General features: G+C 53.8%; 13 protein-coding genes and 1 other RNA gene. 7 read left to right on the top strand and 7 right to left on the bottom strand.

Features of this window, described 5'->3' with window-relative positions; genetic code table 11:
- Positions 1-21: 21 nt before the first annotated feature.
- Positions 22-927, bottom strand: coding sequence for a LysR family transcriptional regulator (locus GE278_02405; GenBank protein ID QLK59704.1), 906 nt, complete (start codon positions 925-927; stop codon positions 22-24).
- Between the two features lie 110 nt (positions 928-1037).
- Here GE278_02405 and GE278_02400 point away from each other — a divergent pair, with 110 nt between their 5' ends.
- Complete coding sequence (locus GE278_02400) at positions 1038-1742, top strand: pirin family protein (protein ID QLK59703.1); 705 nt, start codon at positions 1038-1040, stop codon at positions 1740-1742.
- A gap of 65 nt (positions 1743-1807) precedes the next feature.
- Here GE278_02400 and rnpB read toward each other — a convergent pair.
- An RNA gene (gene rnpB, locus GE278_02395) (RNase P RNA component class A) lies at positions 1808-2186 on the bottom strand.
- A gap of 25 nt (positions 2187-2211) precedes the next feature.
- The gene (gene rsmI, locus GE278_02390; GenBank protein QLK59702.1) at positions 2212-3081 is read right to left on the bottom strand and encodes a 16S rRNA (cytidine(1402)-2'-O)-methyltransferase; all 870 of its coding nucleotides are present in this window, start codon (positions 3079-3081) and stop codon (positions 2212-2214) included.
- 61 nt (positions 3082-3142) lie between these two features.
- Between rsmI and GE278_02385 the strand changes: the two genes are divergently transcribed.
- The 4 genes from GE278_02385 to yraP all read left to right on the top strand — a co-directional run bounded on the left by GE278_02385 (position 3143) and on the right by yraP (position 6824).
- A complete protein-coding gene (locus GE278_02385) occupies positions 3143-5167 on the top strand; it encodes a penicillin-binding protein activator (protein QLK59701.1) in 2025 nt (674 codons plus the stop codon).
- Positions 5168-5243: 76 nt separating this feature from the next.
- Positions 5244-5618 carry a YraN family protein gene (locus GE278_02380; GenBank protein QLK59700.1) on the top strand — a complete coding sequence of 125 codons (375 nt, stop codon included), beginning with the start codon at positions 5244-5246 and terminating at the stop codon, positions 5616-5618.
- Between the two features lie 30 nt (positions 5619-5648).
- The gene (diaA, locus tag GE278_02375) at positions 5649-6239 is read left to right on the top strand and encodes a DnaA initiator-associating protein DiaA (GenBank protein QLK59699.1); all 591 of its coding nucleotides are present in this window, start codon (positions 5649-5651) and stop codon (positions 6237-6239) included.
- Positions 6240-6248: 9 nt separating this feature from the next.
- The gene (gene yraP / locus GE278_02370) at positions 6249-6824 is read left to right on the top strand and encodes a divisome-associated lipoprotein YraP (protein ID QLK59698.1); all 576 of its coding nucleotides are present in this window, start codon (positions 6249-6251) and stop codon (positions 6822-6824) included.
- A gap of 79 nt (positions 6825-6903) precedes the next feature.
- On the opposite strand, the gene mtgA is transcribed toward yraP, so the two are convergent.
- Together mtgA and arcB are read right to left on the bottom strand one after the other, a co-directional pair.
- Positions 6904-7632: a monofunctional biosynthetic peptidoglycan transglycosylase gene (mtgA, locus tag GE278_02365; GenBank protein ID QLK59697.1), complete on the bottom strand. Its 729-nt coding sequence runs from the start codon at positions 7630-7632 to the stop codon at positions 6904-6906.
- An 896-nt stretch (positions 7633-8528) separates the two neighbouring features.
- Complete coding sequence (arcB, locus tag GE278_02360; GenBank protein QLK59696.1) at positions 8529-10868, bottom strand: aerobic respiration two-component sensor histidine kinase ArcB; 2340 nt, start codon at positions 10866-10868, stop codon at positions 8529-8531.
- Positions 10869-11737: 869 nt separating this feature from the next.
- Between arcB and gltB the strand changes: the two genes are divergently transcribed.
- Together gltB and GE278_02350 are read left to right on the top strand one after the other, a co-directional pair.
- Positions 11738-16195: a glutamate synthase large subunit gene (gltB, locus tag GE278_02355; protein QLK59695.1), complete on the top strand. Its 4458-nt coding sequence runs from the start codon at positions 11738-11740 to the stop codon at positions 16193-16195.
- Between the two features lie 9 nt (positions 16196-16204).
- Positions 16205-17623 (top strand): NAD(P)-binding protein, encoded by a 1419-nt coding sequence (locus tag GE278_02350; protein ID QLK59694.1) that lies wholly within the window; start codon positions 16205-16207, stop codon positions 17621-17623.
- Between the two features lie 64 nt (positions 17624-17687).
- On the opposite strand, the gene GE278_02345 is transcribed toward GE278_02350, so the two are convergent.
- Entirely contained in the window at positions 17688-18563 is an 876-nt protein-coding gene (locus GE278_02345) for an ROK family protein (protein QLK59693.1), read from the bottom strand.
- Between the two features lie 18 nt (positions 18564-18581).
- Positions 18582-20072, bottom strand: coding sequence for an MFS transporter (locus GE278_02340; protein ID QLK59692.1), 1491 nt, complete (start codon positions 20070-20072; stop codon positions 18582-18584).
- Positions 20073-20114: the final 42 nt, after the last annotated feature.

The following is a 20114-nucleotide window of genomic DNA, read 5'->3' as shown; positions in this document are numbered from 1 at the left end:
TGTTAATGAGCGAAGATAAAATCACTTCACTTCCCGTGTGCCCAGCAGTTTGACGATTTCACGCAGGAACCAGGCTTTAGCTTCGCCCATGCTGTCGCGACGCCACGCCATAATGATGTCGGTTTCGTGATTGTATTCCGCACTCACTACCCGCAAACGCCCTTCGGCGATGTCTTTTTCCACCATCGGATAAGGCATCGTCGCCACACCTAAGCCTGCCAGCAAAGCCTGACGCTTTTCTTCCAGCGTACTCACCGTCAGACGCTGTTGTTTATCCAGCAGCTGCACAGTCAGCACTGGGCGCTCTCGGGCAGTATCGGCAACGGCAATCCCGCGATATTTCACGCGGCTGACGTCTGAGAGCGGTTCAGCTTCCAGATGGATCGGATGATCCGGTGCGGCAACGTACACGCTGACCAGTTTGTACAGCTTGCGACTGTTGATTTCCGTTGATGAGCGGAAGTGCATATCGGGGGCGATGACGATGTCAGCGCGACCCTGCTCAAGACGTTCCCAGGCACCGGCCAGCACTTCAGTGATCAGTGACACTTGTGTATTGGCTTTCAGCGCCAGCTTTTCGACCAGCGGAAAGAGTTTCGTCGCCGGTGACAACGCTTCACAGACGATAGTGATCTGCGTTTCCCAGCCACGCGCCAGCGCTTCGGCATCGACGGTCAGTTTATCCGCCGCTTCAAGTAGTACGCGGCCACGTTCAAGCAGCATACGGCCCACATTGGTGAATTTTGTCCGATGACCTGAACGGTCGAACAATACCACATCCAGCTCTTCTTCCAGCTTCTGCATGGTATAGCTCAGGGCTGACGGGACGCGGCCCAGCTCATCGGCAGCGGCGGCAAAACTGCCGCGCCGGTCTATGGCATCCATAACCCTTAAGGCTTCCAGTGTGAGTGCGCGATCCTTAGCCATTCTTTTCTCTTTCAGGAAATTTGAATATAGCGACCAGATTAACTGGCTAACAATCACACGTCCAGACGCTTACCATTTATCCATTGAAATTTTTAACTGAGGCGACCGCCATGATTACCAGCAGAACGGCAAAAGAGTGCGGCACCGCTGACTTTGGCTGGCTGCAAGCCCGCTACACGTTTTCCTTTGGTCACTACTTCGATCCTAAACTGATGGGCTACGCCTCACTGCGCGTGCTAAATCAGGAAGTGCTGGCACCGGGTGCCAGTTTTCAGCCACGAACCTATCCGCGGGTTGATGTGCTGAATCTGGTGTTGCAGGGTGAGGCTGAATACCGTGACAGCGAGGGGCACAGCGTTCGGGTGAGTGCGGGTGAAGCTGCATTGCTCTCGACACAGGCCAACGTTAGCTACAGCGAACTAAACACCAGCGAAAAACAGCCGCTGACGCGAATGCAGCTGTGGCTCGATGCCTGCCCGGAGCATGAAAATCCGGTGACGCAAAAAATAGCGCTGCCAAATACGAAGAGTTTCCTGCTCGCCTCTCCGGATGGCGAAGCGGGCAGCCTGCAACTGCGGCAAAGTGTGTGGATCCATCATCTGGATTTAGCCGCGGGCGAACATATTTCGATTCCGATCCGCGGACCGCGTGCCTATTTGCAGTCGATTCATGGACAAGCGGATGCGCAGGGATCTGCCAGCCGCGAATCTCAAAAACTGACCTGCGGCGATGGTGCATTCATTCATCAGGAAAATAGCCTGACCGTCTCCGCTAGCACGCCGCTGCGAGCATTACTGATCGATTTACCGGTCTAAACCATTTTCCGAATTACAGAAAGGCGAAAGCCCGCACAGAGTTATCTGCGCGGGCTTTCTTTTGACGAGGGAGTTGACCGTTAAGCCGGGTTCTGTCGTGGACAGTCATTCGTCTAGGCCAGCAATCGCTCACTGGCTCAAGCAGCCTACCCGGGTTCAGTACGGGCCGTACCATGTGAACCCCTATTTGGCCTTGCTCCGGGTGGAGTTTACCATGCCACGAACTGTTGCCAGCCGCGCGGTGCGCTCTTACCGCACCCTTTCACCCTTACCTGATCCCACTTGCGTGGGCCATCGGCGGTTTGCTCTCTGTTGCACTTGTCGTAAGCTCGCGCTTCCCAGGCGTTACCTGGCACCCTGCCCTATGGAGCCCGGACTTTCCTCCCCTCCATCTGTCTCCCCCGAAAGGGACGGCAACGAAGCGGCGACTGTCTGGTCAACTCCGCGGCGGATGATAGGGTATTACGCCCTATTTGTCACCCTCTTGCTCATCAAGCGCGTATTTATACAACGCATTCTTTTTCACACCGTGGATTTCGGCGGCCAGCGCGGCGGCTTTTTTCAACGGAAGTTCTTTTTGCAGCAGCGTCAGGGTCCGTAATGCTTCTGCCGGTAAAGCCTCGGTATCGGCTTTATGGCCTTCGACGATCAGCACCATTTCGCCGCGCTTGCGGGTTTCATCTTCACGCACCCAGGCCAGCAAGGCGCCGACGCCGTCGCCGCGAATATTTTCCCAGGTTTTGGTCAGCTCGCGGGCAAGGACAACGTAGCGATCTGGCCCCCAGACTTCCACCATATCTTGCAGACTGTCTAGCAGGCGATGGGTGGATTCGTAGAAGATAAGCGTGCGTGGCTCTTCAATCAGCGCCTGAAGAGTATCTTTTCGCGATTTTGTTTTCGCAGGCAGAAAACCTTCATAACAGAAGCGATCGGAAGGCAAACCGGCAGCGGATAATGCAGCGATCGCCGCACAGGCACCGGGCAATGGCACCACGCGCACACCTGCTTCACGACAGCGACGCACCAAATGGTAGCCAGGGTCATTAATCAGCGGCGTTCCGGCATCGGAAACTAGCGCAATGCTTTGACCTTCCTGAAGTTTTGATAATAAATGCTCGGCTTTTTGCTGTTCATTATGGTCATGAAGGGGATACATTTTGGCGCTGATACCAAAATGATGCAGCAATAATCCGGTATGGCGGGTATCCTCCGCCGCAATCAAATCCACGCTGCTCAGCACGGCCAATGCACGTTGGGTAATATCCCCTAAATTGCCGATTGGCGTGGGTACGATGTACAGCGTTGATGCAGAAATATCTGCTTGATCGTGTTGATTCATTGTTTCATCCGGATTGCCGATTTAATATTGAGCATCTTGAAAAAACATCACTGGAAACTGAATGCCTTCCTCAATGACTTTTCGTACCCGTTCGGGACGTTTACTCCCTGCCATTATCGTGGCGATGCTTCTCGCCAGCTGTACCGGTCAGGCGCCACAGGCACCGACTGAAAGTGTCCAGGGTGCAGCGTCCGGCAGCTCTGATTATTATCTGCAACAGGCACAGCAAAGCGGTGATGATAACAAGGCTGACTGGCAATTGCTTGCAGTGCGTGCCCTTGTGCGCGAAGGCAAAGCGCCGCAGGCCTATAACCAGTTGAACGCGATGACCCAGCAACTGAGTGCAGAGCAACAGTTGGAACAAAAATTGACGACGGCCGAAGTACAGCTTGCCCTCAAAGATTTTGCGCCAGCAGCCACCACGTTAAGCACCATCGACCCGACCTCGCTGAACAACGATCAGATGGCACGTTACTATCAGGCGCAGATCGACGCCAGTCAGGGACGCACCAGCCTCGGCGTGATCCGCGCCTATATTGCGCAGGAGCCACTGTTGCAGGGCCAGCCGCATCAGGACAACATCGACCGCACCTGGATGTCGCTGACGCAACTTTCTGCACAAGACGCAGCGGGTATCGTGATCAACGCGGATGAGAATACGTTGCAGGGCTGGCTGGATTTACTCAGCGTCTGGCAGAGCAATAAGCAGGATCCTGATCTGCTGAAAGCCGGTATTAAAGACTGGCAGCGCCGTTATCCGGTCAATCCGGCTGCCAAAAATCTGCCAACACAGCTTAATAATGTGCTGACATTCCAGCCAGCATCCACCGGTAAAATCGCCCTGTTCCTGCCGATGAGCGGACCGGCGCAGGTTTACGGTAACGCCATCCAGCAGGGTTTCAACGCCGCGATGACCGGCCAGGCTTCACAAGCTGCACCACAAAATACGCAGGGAGATCAAAATACGCAGGCTCAGCCCGCTACTGCTCCTGATGCCGCAGTCAGCACCTCCGCACCCGATGCGAACGCCAGTACAGTAACGCCGGCAGAACAGCCGCAAACGTCTGCTCCTGCCACCGCACCGGTTGCCAGCAGCAATGCACAGGTCAAAATCTACGACACTAATGGCCAGCCGCTCAGCGTGTTGCTGACACAGGCTCAGCAGGATGGCGCAACGCTTGTCGTCGGTCCGTTGCTGAAAGATCAGGTGAACGAACTGTCTTCGGATCAAACGCCGTTAAACGTTTTAGCGCTTAATCAGCCAGAAACTGAGAAAAACAGCCCGAATATCTGTTACTTTGCGCTCTCGCCGGAAGACGAGGCACAGGATGCCGCCCGCCACATGTGGTCTCAGCAAAAACGTATGCCGTTACTGCTGGTTCCGCGTGGTAACTTTGGCGATCGAATCGCACAGGCGTTTGCTAATGAATGGCAGAAGCTGGGCGGTCAGACCGTCCTGAAACAAGGTCTGGGTTCTGCGGGTGAATTACGCTCCTCTATCGGCAGCGGTATTCGCCTGACCGGTACGCCGGTGATGACCAGCAATAGTGCCGCACCTGCGCAGGCTCAGGGCGTGACCATCGGCGGGATTACCATCCCGGCACCGCCGACTGACGCTCAGATTGTTCAGGGCAGCTCAGGTGGCGCAGTAGATTCTGTCTACGTTGTCGCCACTCAAAACGAACTGACGCTAATCAAACCGATGCTCGACATGAGCGGCAGCGGCCGTTCGCGTCCGTCCGTCTATGCCAGCTCCCGCAGCTATCAGGCCGGCGCAGGTCCGGATTATCGTCTTGAAATGGAAGGCGTGCAGTTTAGCGATATTCCATTGCTGGCAGGTTCTAACCCGGCGCTGATGCAACAGGCTTCCGCTAAATTCGGCAACGATTATTCGCTGGTGCGTCTCTACGCAATGGGGATTGATGCCTGGAGTCTGGCCAATCACTTCTCCCAAATGCGCACGTTGCCGGGCTTTGAAGTTTCCGGCAGCACTGGGGATCTGAGCGCCAACGCTAACTGTGTGATCCATCGTAAACTACCGTGGCTGCAATACCGTCAGGGTTCGCTGGTGCCTGTTTCCTCTTAAGACTCGATTCTAAGAGCCCCCTGAAATAGCGAGAGCGAGAGGGAATTCAGAACTTTACAGGTACAAGGACGTACTGATGTTTGGAAATGTGTCAAAGTTGCGCGCAAGATCGTGTGGGGATCAGTATGAAGCTTTCGCACGACGCTATCTTGAACGCGAAGGGTTAACCTTTGTGGCCGCCAATGTGGCATGTCGCACAGGAGAGATAGACCTGATCATGCGCGACCAGCAAACCTGGGTGTTTGTTGAAGTTCGCTACCGGCGCAATGCGAAATTTGGCGGCGCAGCGGAAAGCGTAACGCGTCAAAAACAGCAGCGTTTACTCCGCGCTGCATCTTTCTGGCTTGCCGGACGCCATGCAAGCTTTGACACATCATCTTGCCGTTTTGATGTTTTTGCCATCACTGGCAGCCAGATAGAATGGCTGCGTGATGCCTTCAATGCGGAATAAATATTATGACGACTGACTGGACGAAAACCCGTGCTGGATAGAATCAAAGTCTGCTTTACCGAAAGTATCCAAACCCAGATTGCAGCGGCAGAAGCCTTGCCTGACGCGATTTCCCGCGCCGCGATGACGCTGGTTCAATCGCTGCTCAACGGCAATAAAATTCTGTGCTGCGGTAACGGCACTTCCGCGGCCAATGCGCAGCATTTTTCCGCCAGTCTGATTAATCGTTTTGAAACTGAACGTCCGAGCCTTCCTGCAATCTCACTCTGTGCAGATAACATTGTGCTGACCGCGATCGCCAACGATCGTCTGCATGACGAAATCTACGCCAAACAGGTGCGGGCTTTAGGCCAGGCGGGCGACGTCCTGTTGGCTATATCTACGCGCGGCAACAGCCGTGATATTGTTAAAGCCGTTGAAGCAGCGGTAACCCGTGATATGACCATTGTGGCACTGACGGGTTATGACGGCGGCGAACTGGCGGGTTTGCTGGGTCCTCACGACGTTGAGATCCGTATCCCGTCACATCGCAGCGCCCGTATTCAGGAAATGCATATGCTCACAGTGAATTGCCTCTGTGACCTGATTGATAGCACGCTGTTCCCTCACCAGGACGATTAAGGAGATCCCATGAAGGCAAGTTCCCTCTTTGCAGTAGTGTTTAGCGCCCTTCTTTTACAAGGTTGCGTCGCAGCCGCCGTTGTTGGCGTAGCTGGCGTGGCCACCAAAACGACCACTGACCCGCGCACCGTCGGCACTCAGGTAGATGACAGCACGCTGGAAGCGCGTGTTTCCAATGCCATCAGCAAAGATAAACAGCTGAAAGATGAAGCCCGAATCGTGGCGACCGCCTATCAGGGCAAAGTCCTGCTGACCGGTCAGACACCGACGCCGGACATGGCCGCACGTGCCAAACAGATAGCGGTTGGCGTGGAGGGTGCGACCGAAGTGTACAATGAAATCCGTACCGGCAAACCCGTCAGCATGGGTACTGCGTCGACGGATACCTGGATCACCACTAAAGTCCGCTCACAGTTGCTGACCAGCGATTCAGTCAAATCTTCTAACGTGAAAGTGACCACCGAAAACGGCGAAGTCTTCCTGCTGGGTCTGGTGACACAAGAAGAAGGTAAATCTGCGGCGGGTATCGCAGCGGGCGTGAGTGGCGTGAAACACGTCACCACGGCGTTTACTTACGTGAAGTAATTCGACGGTCATCAGACCTTAGTAACGAAAAAGGACAGCACTCAGGCTGTCCTTTTTTTATGGTTCAACTCAGCCAGACCTAGTGGAGTTTATGTTCCACCAGGAAAGACTCGCCGCCGAGCTGGCTCATCTGGCGCAGGATCCACTGCTGTCGGCGCATGACATACGCCGATGGCGCGTTGACCTTAAACAGATGCGGATTAGGCAGCACCGCCGCCAGTAATGCCGCCTGTGAGGCGGTCAGTTTGCTTGCAGGTTTATGGAAGAAGTGCTGAGCGGCCTGTTCGACGCCGAAGACACCGTCGCCAAATTCCACGATGTTCAGATAAACCGTCAGAATGCGTCGCTTGGTCCAGACCGTTTCAATGCCAACGGTCAGTCCGGCCTCCAGCCCTTTGCGGATCCAGCTGCGCCCGTCCCACAAGAAGAGATTTTTGGCGGTTTGCTGCGACAGGGTCGATGCGCCACGCATCTTACCGCCCTCTTTATCACGATCAAGCACCGACTGGATGGCATCTACATCAAATCCCCAATGTTCCGGGAATTTTTGGTCTTCTGCCGCCATGACCGCCAGCGCCATCGGCGAGGCAATTTCGTCCATAGACACCCAGTCGGAATGTGCGACGTAACCAAAGTCGCCAGTCACCCACGCCGAGACCTGCCTTTCCACCATGACAGCTGAAAATGGCACCGGTAAAAACGCGAAAATAACGATACCTGCTATCCATAAGCAGGGTATCAATATCAGCACACGTTTGAGCCATAACAGTGGCTTACGTAACAGACCTCTTTTAGAAGGTTTATTCATTCAGCACTTTCCACAACACATCTGACCATCTAATCAATCTCCATAAGAACCTGCCGGTTCAGGCTAGCGAAATAACGACTCAAATTGCTAACAATCTGTTTATGTTGTTAAGATTTTTACCTATAAACCGAACAAATAAAAATATTTTTGATCCATATCATCAATGAGTTCCGCATCATGGGAACCGGTTCCCATGCCTTTTGCGCCATTTTTCTCTCGCGTGCTTTCTGGTTGCAACCAGCAACAAATTCAAAAAATATTAATTAACACTACTAATGAATTGGATTATCTAAACTGAACGAACCCTCATCAATTCATCTCTGAAATTTCTTGCCACTAAGTCAAATCTGTAACGCGAATAACCTAAAATTCAGGGGCAAATTTATGCTTTTACCCGGCATTATACTTTCCAACCTAAGTGAAATTTTTTCATTACACTTACGATAGAGAAAACCGCTGGCCATTTTGATCAATATATGATCACTTAATAACTATAAACCATCAATTACAGAGAGTTATCACTATGCCGTACAATTTCACGGTGATTAAAGACACTAAAATTCTGTTGGAAAAATCAGCAAATCAGTGTCTTTATTTTCATGAACATAAGTAAAACTGCATGCCTTTGTGAAGACATCAGCAACCTTCATTTGTAATCTCTCAAAAATCCTGCGATAAAGACTTGATGTTTTGTATAGACAAAGACTAATCTACATCACAGTTTTTAATGAATGTTGTAACAGTTCGGCTTATATTTGTTATGTTGATTGCTACAGGATGTATTAGACTTAACGCTGAATTCCAAGACCTGCGAAATCCAAACCCTAACAACTATCGTGGGTTACCTCTTTCCCTGGTGTTGGCGCAGTATTCGCGCACCCCGGCCTCGGCTGGGGTTATTTTTTTTCAGCGTTTGCCGTCCATTCGCGCAGTACCTGTATATCATTTCGCCACTCGGCCTTCAGTTCATCAATCCATTCCTGCACGTTATCCCACCATGCCGGTAACGTCGGCGTCTGAATCTGCTGTGCCAGTTGTTGCAAATGCTTGAGACCGACCGAACCTGCCGCGCCTTTAATTTTGTGCCCTTCTTCTGCAATCCCTTTCTGGTCACGCGCTGTCATATTGGAATCCAATACCGCGAGATAACCCGGCATCATTTTTTCAAACATGTCTGCGCTCTGATAAATCAACTGCGGGCCAACCAGATCGATGTACTGCTCCAGCATGGCGGTATCGAGTAAAGTTTCGCTGTCTTTCATCACTACGGGCTCCTTCTGCACAAGGGAAACATCGGGCTGATGATCCCAGAACTGCTGGATCATCGCGGTCAGCGCAGGAACGGACAGCGGCTTGCTCAGCACATCGTCCATTCCGGCGTCGAGATACTCTTTTTTGTCTTTCAGTACGTTGGCCGTCAGCGCGATCAGCGGCGGTAAATGCTGACCGGCGTAATCAGTGCGCAATTTGCGGGCGATATCCAGCCCGGTCATGTCCGGCAGCTGAATATCCAGAAGCACCAGATCAAACTCCTGGGGATCGAACATCTCCAGCGCATCATGGCCGTTCATCGCCACTTCCACGCTGTTACCGAGTTTCTCCAGCACCGAGCGCGCTACAATGACGTTCAGCTCGATATCTTCCACCAGCAGCACGTGCAATGCCGGTAGCGGCATATCTTCTTCTTCATCAGTCTGTGCGACCGGTGCATCCAGCGTCGGCGCGCGTACGGTTAAGGTGAAGCTTGATCCCTGCCCCGGCACGCTGCTGACGGTGATATCGCCCCCCATCGCCTGCGCCAGACGCTTCGACACGGCAAGACCGATCCCGGTGCCGGTCGCCGGTTTGCCGCCGTTGCGATCTTTCACCTGATAATACATGGCGAAGATTTTGTCCTGCTCGTCCTGCGGGATCCCCATTCCCGAATCACGCACCACGAAACGCAGCATGTCGTTAGCTTCGTAATGCACGCTCAGCACAATTTCCCCTTCACGGGTGAATTTCACGGCGTTACCAATCAGGTTCCACAGGATCTGGCGTAAACGCGTGCCGTCAGTGGTGATGCTGCGCGGCAAAGGTAAATCCGGATCCATGATGAACTTCAGCCCTTTCGGCTGCACCAGCAGGCCGGAGAGGTTTTCGAGATCGGACAGGAACTCAGTGAAATCCACCGGTTGGTTATCGAGCTGCACTTTGCGGCGCTCAATTTTGTCCATTTCGATAATGTCGTTGAAAATGTTGCCAAGAGTGATGGCGCTGACGTGAATAGTTTTCAGGTAGCTGTGCTGTTCTTTGTCGAGTTCGGTATCGAGCAGAATGCGGCTAAGCCCGACAATGCCGTTGAGCGGTGTACGCAGCTCATGGCTGATGGTGGAGATAAAGGTGGTCTTTTCGCGGCTGGCGTTCTCCAGTGCGTCCTGATAGCGCTTACGCTCGGTAATATCGCGTCCGAAGCCCATCAGGCCATGGCGTTTGCCGATTCGGTCGTAGAACGGTACTTTGCGCAGCTCGAAGCAGGCTTTGCGGCCATCCGGATACACCAGCCATTGTTCATAAGTCAGGGAAACGTTGTGACGGAACACTTTCTCATCGGTTTCCACCACTTTCTCGGCGATATCCGGGGTATACACATCGTCCGGCGTCAGGCCTATCAGCTGTTTTTCGCTTTTGCCTGTCAGCAATTCCATCGCGCGGTTACAGCCGGAGAATTCTTTGTCTTCGTTGCGGTAATACACCAAATCCGGGGATGCATCGAGGAATGAGCGTAATAACGCCGATTGCTGGCTCAGTTCTATTTGCGCCTGCTCGCGATGATGCATTTCGAGCTTTAGCTTATCAACAACTGCCAGACGCGCTTCTTCCGCTTTCACGCGGTCAGCAATTTCCTGATTCAGTTGGGTGATATTGTCTTTCAGTTGCTGGTTCAGCTCGAGATCGCGATGGCGCATCTCTTCAAGCTTATCAACCAGACGCGTTAACCGCTGGCGCGATTCTTCAAGCTGCTCGACCACCACGGAGAGGAAATACACGGCCCAGGGCGTGATCAGCAAACCAAAGAAGATGGACCGAACAACATCGATACTTTCCACCTGGCCACGCAGAAGCATGGTCACCGCCATCTGGACAATCATCGCCAGTACCACCAGCGCAGAGGCCAACAGCAGTGAGAATCTCACCAGCCCCAGTTTGACCATCAGATCGACATAATACTGCGCTAAAACCCGGATTTGCTTCATAACGGTTCCCTTAAAACGAAGTCGCGTGAATCATACCGCAAAACCTCACCGGGGTGAGTCTGAGGGCGGATATTGAGCAGAAGTTTGTGAGCTGCACCTTGCAGGGGCTTGCTGTGGTGCAATGCGGGAAATAAGTGCAGAGTTATTGACTAATTTTTGCCGCGATATTATTAATATTGGCCGGCCACATTCTGCCCGTTGCCCGGCCAAATGCCCTCCGGCTAACGTTTTTCTCGTTTATCCCTCTAAACCTTTCTCTGAAGGCGCTGCCCGCGCAGGCATAACTATTCATTATTACTGCAAATAAAGTCATTCATGGTAGTATGAATAATTTTTATTACTACCGTCGCATTAGTACATTATTACGACCCGGTTAAAAACAGTGACAAACCGCATCACCACAGTGTTTTGCAGTATAAAATACTGGTAATTACGTCCGTGCCAGCATGGTGCGGAGATCTGAAGCTTTCCCCATAGTGAGTCAGCTCACACTTTGCAGGCATGACCCCACCGAAAATACGTCATTCAAAATGCCATAATTTATATATATTTCAATCAATTAAATCTCTTTATATCACTTTTAATATAACTTAATTCGCCATTTGACCTGTCAGTGCTTTCTCGCTAAGTTGGGAGTCCGCTGGAAGCAATCTCGACGGGTGAGCAACTCGTCATATTTATGCAGTAATTGAAGACTCCCTCATTAAAACAAGTCAACCACCACTTGTGAGCACCATCACGAGAGGCCTTTGACGGAGATGCCCGGGCATTCAACGCACCGCAAGAGTGCGCGAAAATGCGAGCAATCTCTGTCTATAGTGCCCTCGCGGTTGGTGTGAGAGTCTCGCAGAGCCTGGGGGGTTCACGATATGTTGTACGATAAATCCCAAGAGAGGGACAACTGTGGTTTCGGCCTGATCGCCCATATTGAAGGCGAACCTAGCCATAAGGTCGTGCGTACGGCAATTCACGCACTGGCCCGTATGCAGCACCGTGGCGCGATCCTTGCTGACGGCAAGACCGGCGACGGCTGTGGCCTGCATTTACAGAAGCCTGATCGTTTCTTCAGGATGATCGCCGAAGAGCGCAGCTGGCGTCTGGCGAAGAATTATGCCGTCGGTATGCTATTCCTCAGCAAAGACGAAACAGAAGCGGCTGAAAGCCGTCGCATTGTTGAAGAAGAGCTGCAAAATGAGACGCTGTCCGTGGTGGGCTGGCGTGACGTTCCGACCAATCCGGACGTTCTCGGTGAAATCGCGCTTTCCTCCCTGCCCCGCATCGAACAAATTTTTGTCAACGCGCCTGCCGGCTGGCGTCCGCGTGATATGGAGCGTCGCCTGTATATGGCGCGTCGCCGCATCGAGAAACGCGTTCAGGATAAAGACTTCTACGTGTGCAGTTTCTCCAACGTGGTCACAATCTATAAAGGCCTGTGCATGCCTGCGGATCTGCCACGCTTTTATTTAGATCTGGCCGACCTGCGTCTTGAATCGGCTATCTGCCTGTTTCACCAGCGCTTCTCGACCAACACCGTGCCACGCTGGCAGCTGGCTCAGCCTTTCCGCTATCTGGCGCACAACGGCGAAATCAACACCATCACCGGTAACCGCCAGTGGGCACGCGCCCGTGCGTACAAATTCAAAACGCCGCTGATCCCTGATCTGCAAGATGCTGCACCTTTTGTTAATGAAACCGGTTCGGACTCCAGCTCGCTGGATAACATGCTGGAATTGTTCCTCGCGGGCGGTATGGACCTGTTACGCGCCATGCGTTTACTGGTACCGCCAGCCTGGCAGCAGAACCCGGATATGGACGACGATTTGCGCGCGTTCTTCGACTTTAACTCCATGCACATGGAGCCGTGGGACGGCCCGGCCGGTATCGTGATGTCAGATGGCCGCTACGCCGCCTGTAACCTTGACCGAAACGGCCTGCGCCCCGCGCGCTACGTCATCACTAAAGACAAGCTAATCACTTGTGCGTCTGAAGTGGGAATCTGGGATTACCAGCCGGATGAAGTGGTCGAAAAAGGCCGCGTCGGTCCGGGTGAGCTGATGGTGATCGACACCCGCAGCGGGAAGATCCACCACTCAGCTGAAACCGATAACGATCTGAAAGGTCGCCATCCGTATAAAGAGTGGATGGAGAAAAACGTTCAGCGTCTGGTGCCGTTTGAAGACCTTCCGGAAGATCAGGTCGGCAGCCGCGAGCTTGACGACACAACGCTGGAGACGTTCCAGAAGCAATTCGGCTACAGCAGCGAAGAATTAGATCAAATCATCCGCGTGCTCGGTGAGAACGGTCAGGAAGCCGTCGGCTCGATGGGCGATGACACGCCGTTTGCCGTGCTCTCCAGCCGTCCGCGTATTATTTATGATTACTTCCGCCAGCAGTTTGCGCAGGTGACTAACCCGCCAATCGATCCGCTGCGTGAAGCGCACGTCATGTCTCTGGCGACCAGTATTGGCCGTGAGATGAACGTGTTCTGCGAAGCCGAAGGTCAGGCACATCGCCTGAGTTTCAAATCGCCAATCCTGTTGTGGTCTGACTTTAAACAGCTCACCACGCTCGACAGCAAGCACTACCGCGCAGAGACGCTGGATCTGACCTACGATCCGAGCGAGCAAAATATGGAGCAGTTCGTCCAGAAACTCTGTGACGAAGGCGAAGAGAAAGTGCGTAACGGCGCGGTGCTGCTGGTGCTGTCGGATCGTAACATCTCCGCAAATCGCCTGCCGCTGCCTGCGCCAATGGCCGTCGGTGCGCTGCAGCTGCGTCTGGTTGAGAAAAGCCTGCGCTGCGACGCTAACATTATTGTTGAAACCGCCAGCGCCCGTGACCCGCATCATTTCGCCGTGCTGATAGGCTTCGGTGCGACCGCCGTTTATCCATACCTCGCCTATGAAACGCTGGCCAGACTGGTGGATTCGCAGGTTATCGAGAAGAAATACCGTGAAGTGATGCTGAACTACCGTAACGGCATCAACAAAGGTCTGTACAAGATCATGTCCAAAATGGGCATCTCTACCGTCGCCTCTTACCGTTGTTCCAAACTGTTTGAAGCGGTCGGTCTGGCGAAAGATCTGTGTAACACCTGCTTCAACGGTGTGGTCAGCCGTATCGGCGGTGCCGGTTACACTGACTTTGAACAGGATCTGCTGAACCTGTCCAAACGCGCGTGGCTGAAACGTAAAACGCTGGATCAGGGCGGATTACTGAAATTCGTCCACGGCGGTGAATATCATTCTTACAACCCGGATGTGGTCACCACGCTGCAAGCCGCAGTAAACAGCGGTGATTACGACGACTATAAAAAATACGCCAAACTGGTTAACGAGCGTCCGGTCGCCACATTGCGCGACTTGCTGAAAGTGACACCAAAAGGCCAGCCGATCCCGGTGGATCAGGTGGAACCGGCGGAAGGTCTGTTCACCCGTTTCGATACCGCAGCGATGTCTATCGGTGCGTTAAGCCCGGAAGCACATGAGTCTCTGGCCGAAGCGATGAACAGCATTGGCGGACGTTCTAACTCCGGCGAAGGCGGCGAAGATCCGGCGCGCTACGGCACCAATAAAGTGTCCCGTATCAAGCAGGTGGCTTCCGGCCGCTTCGGCGTAACACCAGCATATCTGGTGAACGCAGACGTTATACAGATCAAAGTGGCGCAGGGTGCAAAACCGGGCGAAGGCGGTCAGCTGCCGGGTGACAAAGTGACGCCGTACATCGCGAAACTGCGTTATTCCGTGCCAGGCGTTACCCTGATTTCTCCACCGCCGCACCACGACATCTATTCCATCGAAGATCTGGCACAGCTGATTTTCGACCTGAAACAGGTCAACCCGAAAGCCATGATTTCGGTGAAACTGGTTTCTGAACCGGGCGTCGGCACCATCGCAGTCGGTGTGGCAAAAGCCTATGCCGATTTGATCACCATCGCAGGCTACGACGGCGGCACCGGCGCAAGCCCGCTGTCTTCGGTGAAATACGCAGGCTGTCCGTGGGAACTGGGTCTGGTGGAAACACAGCAGGCTCTGGTCGCCAACGGCCTGCGTCACAAAATTCGTCTGCAAGTGGATGGCGGCCTGAAAACCGGCCTAGATATCATCAAAGCGGCCATTCTTGGCGCGGAAAGCTTCGGTTTCGGTACCGGCCCGATGGTCGCGCTGGGTTGTAAATACCTGCGTATCTGTCACCTGAACAACTGTGCCACCGGCGTGGCAACGCAGGATGACAAACTGCGTCGCAACCATTACCACGGCCTTCCAGAGCGTGTAGTGAACTACTTCAAGTTCATCACGCAGGAAACCCGTGAAATTATGGCCGAGCTTGGCGTGAGCCAGCTGGTGGATCTGATCGGGCGTACCGATCTGCTGACCGAGCTGGACGGCTTCACCGCTAAGCAAAACAGTCTGGATCTTTCTGCAATGCTGGCGACTGCCACGCCGCACGAAGGCAAAGCGGTCTACTGTACCGAAGGCAACCCGGCCTTCGACAAAGGTCAGTTGAACAAAGATATTCTGGAGCAGGCGTCGCCGCATATCGATTCCAAACAGAGCAAAGCGTTCTACTTCGATATCCGTAACACTGACCGCTCCGTCGGCGCGATGTTGTCAGGTGCGATTGCCGAGAAACATGGCGATCAGGGCATGGCGGCCGACCCGGTGCGCATTAACTTCAACGGTACCGCAGGCCAGAGCTTCGGCGTCTGGAACGCAGGCGGCGTCGATTTGATGCTGACCGGCGACGCGAACGACTACGTGGGCAAGGGCATGGCCGGTGGCCGCATTGCCATCCGTCCACCAATCGGTTCAGCGTTCCGCAGCCACGAAGCCAGCATCATCGGTAACACCTGTCTGTATGGCGCTACCGGCGGCAAAATGTTTGCAGCGGGCCGTGCGGGTGAACGTTTCGCCGTGCGTAACTCCGGGGCAATTACCGTGGTAGAAGGCATCGGCGACAACGGCTGTGAATACATGACCGGCGGTATTGTCTGTGTGCTTGGCCGTACCGGGGTCAACTTCGGCGCAGGCATGACCGGCGGCTTCGCTTATGTGCTTGATGAAGATGGCGAATTCCGTAAACGCGTCAACCCTGAACTGGTGGAAGTGCTGGAAGTGGCCGATCTGGCCATCCATGAAGAGCATCTGCGCGGTTTGATTATCGAACACGTCCAGTTGACCGCATCAGCCCGTGGTGAAGAGATTTTAGCGAACTGGCCTGAATGGGCATCGAAATTTGCCCTGGTTAAACCTAAGTCCAGTGATGTCAAAGCATTGTTGGGTCACCGTAGCCGTTCCGCAGCTGAGCTGCGGGTACAAGCGCAGTAAGAGGTTAAGATGAGTCAAAACGTTTATCAATTTGTCGACTTACAGCGTGTTGATCCGCCTAAGAAAGCGCTGAAGATCCGTAAAATTGAGTTTGTGGAAATTTACGAGCCTTTCTCAGCAACTCAGGCTGCATCGCAGGCAGACCGCTGTCTGTCCTGTGGTAACCCTTATTGCGAATGGAAATGTCCGGTACACAACTACATTCCGAACTGGCTGAAGCTGGCAAACGAAGGTCGCATCATGGAAGCCGCCGACCTCGCACACCAGACCAACAGCCTGCCGGAAGTCTGCGGGCGCGTCTGCCCGCAGGATCGTCTTTGCGAAGGTTCCTGCACATTGAACGATGAGTTCGGCGCGGTGACCATTGGTAACATCGAACGCTACATCAGCGACAAAGCCATCGAGATGGGCTGGCGTCCGGATATGTCTCACGTTCATCCGACAGGCAAACGTGTGGCGATTATCGGCGCGGGTCCTGCCGGGCTGGCGTGTGCCGACGTACTGACCCGTAACGGCGTCAAAGCAGTGGTATATGACCGTCATCCGGAAATCGGCGGCCTGCTGACCTTCGGTATTCCGGCCTTTAAGCTGGAAAAATCGGTGATGACCAAGCGTCGTGAAATCTTCACGGAGATGGGGATCGAATTTCAGCTCAATACTGAAGTCGGCAAAGACATCACCATCGACGCCCTGCTGGCAGAATACGATTCTGTGTTCCTCGGCGTCGGGACTTATCAGTCCATGCGCGGTGGTCTGGCGAACGAGGATGCACCGGGCGTGTACGATGCCCTGCCGTTCCTCATCGCCAACACCAAGCAGCTGATGGGCTACGATGACAGTCAGGAAGAACCTTACGTCACCATGGACAAGAAACGCGTGGTGGTGCTGGGCGGCGGTGACACCGCGATGGACTGCGTACGTACCTCGATCCGTCAGGGAGCGACTCACGTGACCTGTGCGTACCGTCGTGACGAAGAGAACATGCCGGGCTCACGCCGCGAAGTGAAGAACGCGCGTGAAGAAGGCGTAGAGTTCAAGTTCAACCTGCAACCTCTTAGCATTGAACTCAATGACTCTGGTCGTGTCTGCGGCGTGCGTATGGCGCGTACCGAACTGGGTGCACCGGATGCGCATGGCCGCCGCCGCGCTGAGATTGTTGCCGGTTCCGAGCATGTGATGGAAGCAGACGCCGTGGTGATGGCCTTCGGTTTCCGCCCTCACAAAATGGAATGGCTGGCTGCACACGATGTCGAACTGGATACTCAGGGTCGCATCGTGGCACCGGAAGGCAGTGATAACGCTTTCCAGACCAGCAACCCGAAAATCTTCGCCGGTGGCGATGCGGTTCGCGGTTCCGATTTGGTGGTCACGGCAATTGCCGAAGGGCGTAAAGCCGCTGAAGGCATTATGAATTTCCTCGAAGTCTGATCCATCAGGTCATTAAAAAGGGGCTGCCAGCGATGACAGCCCCTTTTTTTTCAAGCGGAATCAATCAACACGTCATTTCCCGCGCCAGTAAAGCGGCCCCCCGCAAACCGGCGTCATGCTGATGTTTCGCTCGGGATAGTGGCACGCGACACACCTCAGGCTCTTCATCAAGACAGGTTTTCACCTGCCCTAAATAGCCTTCGGCCAGACCAATACTTCCGCCAATAATGACACACTGGCAATCCGTCACCACTTTGATATCTGCAATCAGACGTGCCAGCACTCGGGCCGAACGCAAGATCAGTGCTTGCGCGTGCAAATTTCCCGCAGCTGCATGGGCAAAAATCTGTTTTGCCGTACTGCCGGCTAAATCGCCTCGTGCAGCGTTGGCCATTCCACGCCCTGAGGCCATTACCTCCACGCACCCTATCCGGCCGCAACCACAGCGTGGCCCCAGAGGATCCGCCAGCGTATGGCCAAAATGTCCCGCCAGTCCTTCGGCGCCTGTGAGTAACTTTCCATTACTGATAATTCCGCCGCCTACGCCGGTCGAGACAGTGAGAAACACCATATCCCGGATATCCGTTGTAAGTGAATGATACTCGGCCCAGGTGGCAGCCTGAGCGTCATTTATCGCTATACAGGGAAGTTGGGTTAGCCGGGAAATCGCCTCCACCAGCGGAAAATGGCTGAGACCGCCGAGATTATCCGGATTCAGCGCCGTCAGAACACCCTGCTTAATGATGCCGGTAGAAGCGATCGCGACCCGCTGTGCCTGTGAAACCAGCGGTGCAATCAGTTCAGCCAGTGCAGTATGCAAAGCATCTGCTGTCCTGCTGGCGGGTGTCGGGATTTCCCGGCGCCGGGTGAGATGCAAGCCGCTGTCTGCTAACGCAGCCGCAAGTTTAGTGCCACCGATATCAATCACCAGTGTCGTCATTTGGAAACCCTCAAAAATTCAGTTTCTGATCAACCCGGTTTTTGTACTTTCCGGCTTCACTTTCACTGCGCCGCTGAAAGGTTTGCCATCAATCGCATCATGCGTACGTAATGCTTCAGGATGGATCCAGCGCTGAATGCGTGAGGGCATATCCAGCCCGATCAGCAGGATCACCACAAAAGTCAGCCCGAAGGACAACGATGCGAGTGCAGTACCAAGATCCAAACGCTGTGCAATTGTCACCCCAATCACCGGTGCCAGAGCGCCACCCAGCGCGCCGACGTTATAGGTAAAGCCCAGGCCTGCTGCGCGCTGTTCGGTATCGAAATACCCCCCGATCAGTTTAGGCAGAATGCCCGAGATGCCCTGCCCCAGCATTTGTTGCAGGAACAACAGTAATCCCAATACCCATATATTTCCGCCGCCAATGGCAAATACCGGAATGATCAATAACTGAGAGGCCAGCAGGCTGTACACATAGGCTTTACGCGTTCCCAGCCAGTCGCCAAGGAAGCCGCCCACGCAGCAACCTACCGCGGCACCAAAGCCACTGAAGAACAGCACATGAGCCACCAGCGTGGGTGAATAAGCCAGTTCGGTTTTTAAGTATGTCGGTAATAGCGCCTGAATCGGCCATGAGTACAGAAAGGCAAAGAAGACGACGACCATCAGCGATACACCCGTCGGCCAGCGTTTGCCGCTGCCTTGTACCATAAAGCTAACGAAAATCGCCGCACACAGGAGTCCCAGTATCGTAATCACTACCGCACTGCCCACGTTTCCCGCGAAACAAAAATACAACGCGATAGCGGCGACGACCGTCATACCCACGTTGGTGACCCGATACTTGCCGCGATAGAGAATATCCACCATGGTTTTGGCCGGTTTCTTATGAGCGAATCTCACCTTCCAGTCTTCTGCTTCCGGTATATTCTTACGCAGCCAGAGGGCGAAAATAATCGGTAAGATGCCGATGAAAAATAACGCGCGCCACCCACAGACCGGGACCACCACGCTGTAAACCTGCGCGGCAACCACCGCGCCCACCGAGAACCCGGATATCAGAAACCCGCTCGCTTTGTTGCGCAAATGTCTCGGCCAGCTTTCAATGACATATGTGGCACTCGAACCGTATTCGCCTGCCATGCCTATACCGATAATCAGACGGGCGAAAAACATCATCGTGAAACCAGAAGCGAAGCCGCAGGCCAATGTCCCGATAGAAAACAGCACGATACTGGTGATCATCGCCAGCTTTCTACCGTAACGATCGCCCATTGCACCGAGCAGTAATCCACCAAACCAGCGGGATATAAACGCCGCAGAAATCAGACTCGCCGCCTGCACGCCCGTCAGGTCGAACTCGCTTTTAATTTCTGTCAGCACTAATGCGATAAGGACAAAATCAAAACCATCCAAAAGGTAGCCAATCCATGCGGCCGAAAATGCTTTCCATTGCGGTTTAGTCAAAAGGCGAAACCATGAGATCTGTCGGGCATTGTTACGCATAAATCACCCCCGGGACGGATTAGTATTAACCCGCCCTTTGGT

The sequence above is a fragment of the Enterobacteriaceae bacterium Kacie_13 genome, from assembly GCA_013457415.1.
Classification (GTDB): Bacteria; Pseudomonadota; Gammaproteobacteria; order Enterobacterales; family Enterobacteriaceae; genus Rahnella.
Note: the sequence above shows the minus strand (reverse complement) of the source record. Positions and strands in the feature narration are given on the sequence as shown.

Coding starts and splice junctions, on each gene's coding strand:
- GE278_02405 (QLK59704.1), bottom strand. CDS start 927: ATGGCTAAGGATCGCGCACTCACACTGGAAGCCTTAAGGGTTATGGAT.
- GE278_02400 (QLK59703.1), top strand. CDS start 1,038: ATGATTACCAGCAGAACGGCAAAAGAGTGCGGCACCGCTGACTTTGGC.
- rsmI (QLK59702.1), bottom strand. CDS start 3,081: ATGAATCAACACGATCAAGCAGATATTTCTGCATCAACGCTGTACATC.
- GE278_02385 (QLK59701.1), top strand. CDS start 3,143: ATGCCTTCCTCAATGACTTTTCGTACCCGTTCGGGACGTTTACTCCCT.
- GE278_02380 (QLK59700.1), top strand. CDS start 5,244: ATGTTTGGAAATGTGTCAAAGTTGCGCGCAAGATCGTGTGGGGATCAG.
- yraP (QLK59698.1), top strand. CDS start 6,249: ATGAAGGCAAGTTCCCTCTTTGCAGTAGTGTTTAGCGCCCTTCTTTTA.
- mtgA (QLK59697.1), bottom strand. CDS start 7,632: ATGAATAAACCTTCTAAAAGAGGTCTGTTACGTAAGCCACTGTTATGG.
- arcB (QLK59696.1), bottom strand. CDS start 10,868: ATGAAGCAAATCCGGGTTTTAGCGCAGTATTATGTCGATCTGATGGTC.
- gltB (QLK59695.1), top strand. CDS start 11,738: ATGTTGTACGATAAATCCCAAGAGAGGGACAACTGTGGTTTCGGCCTG.
- GE278_02350 (QLK59694.1), top strand. CDS start 16,205: ATGAGTCAAAACGTTTATCAATTTGTCGACTTACAGCGTGTTGATCCG.
- GE278_02345 (QLK59693.1), bottom strand. CDS start 18,563: ATGACGACACTGGTGATTGATATCGGTGGCACTAAACTTGCGGCTGCG.
- GE278_02340 (QLK59692.1), bottom strand. CDS start 20,072: ATGCGTAACAATGCCCGACAGATCTCATGGTTTCGCCTTTTGACTAAA.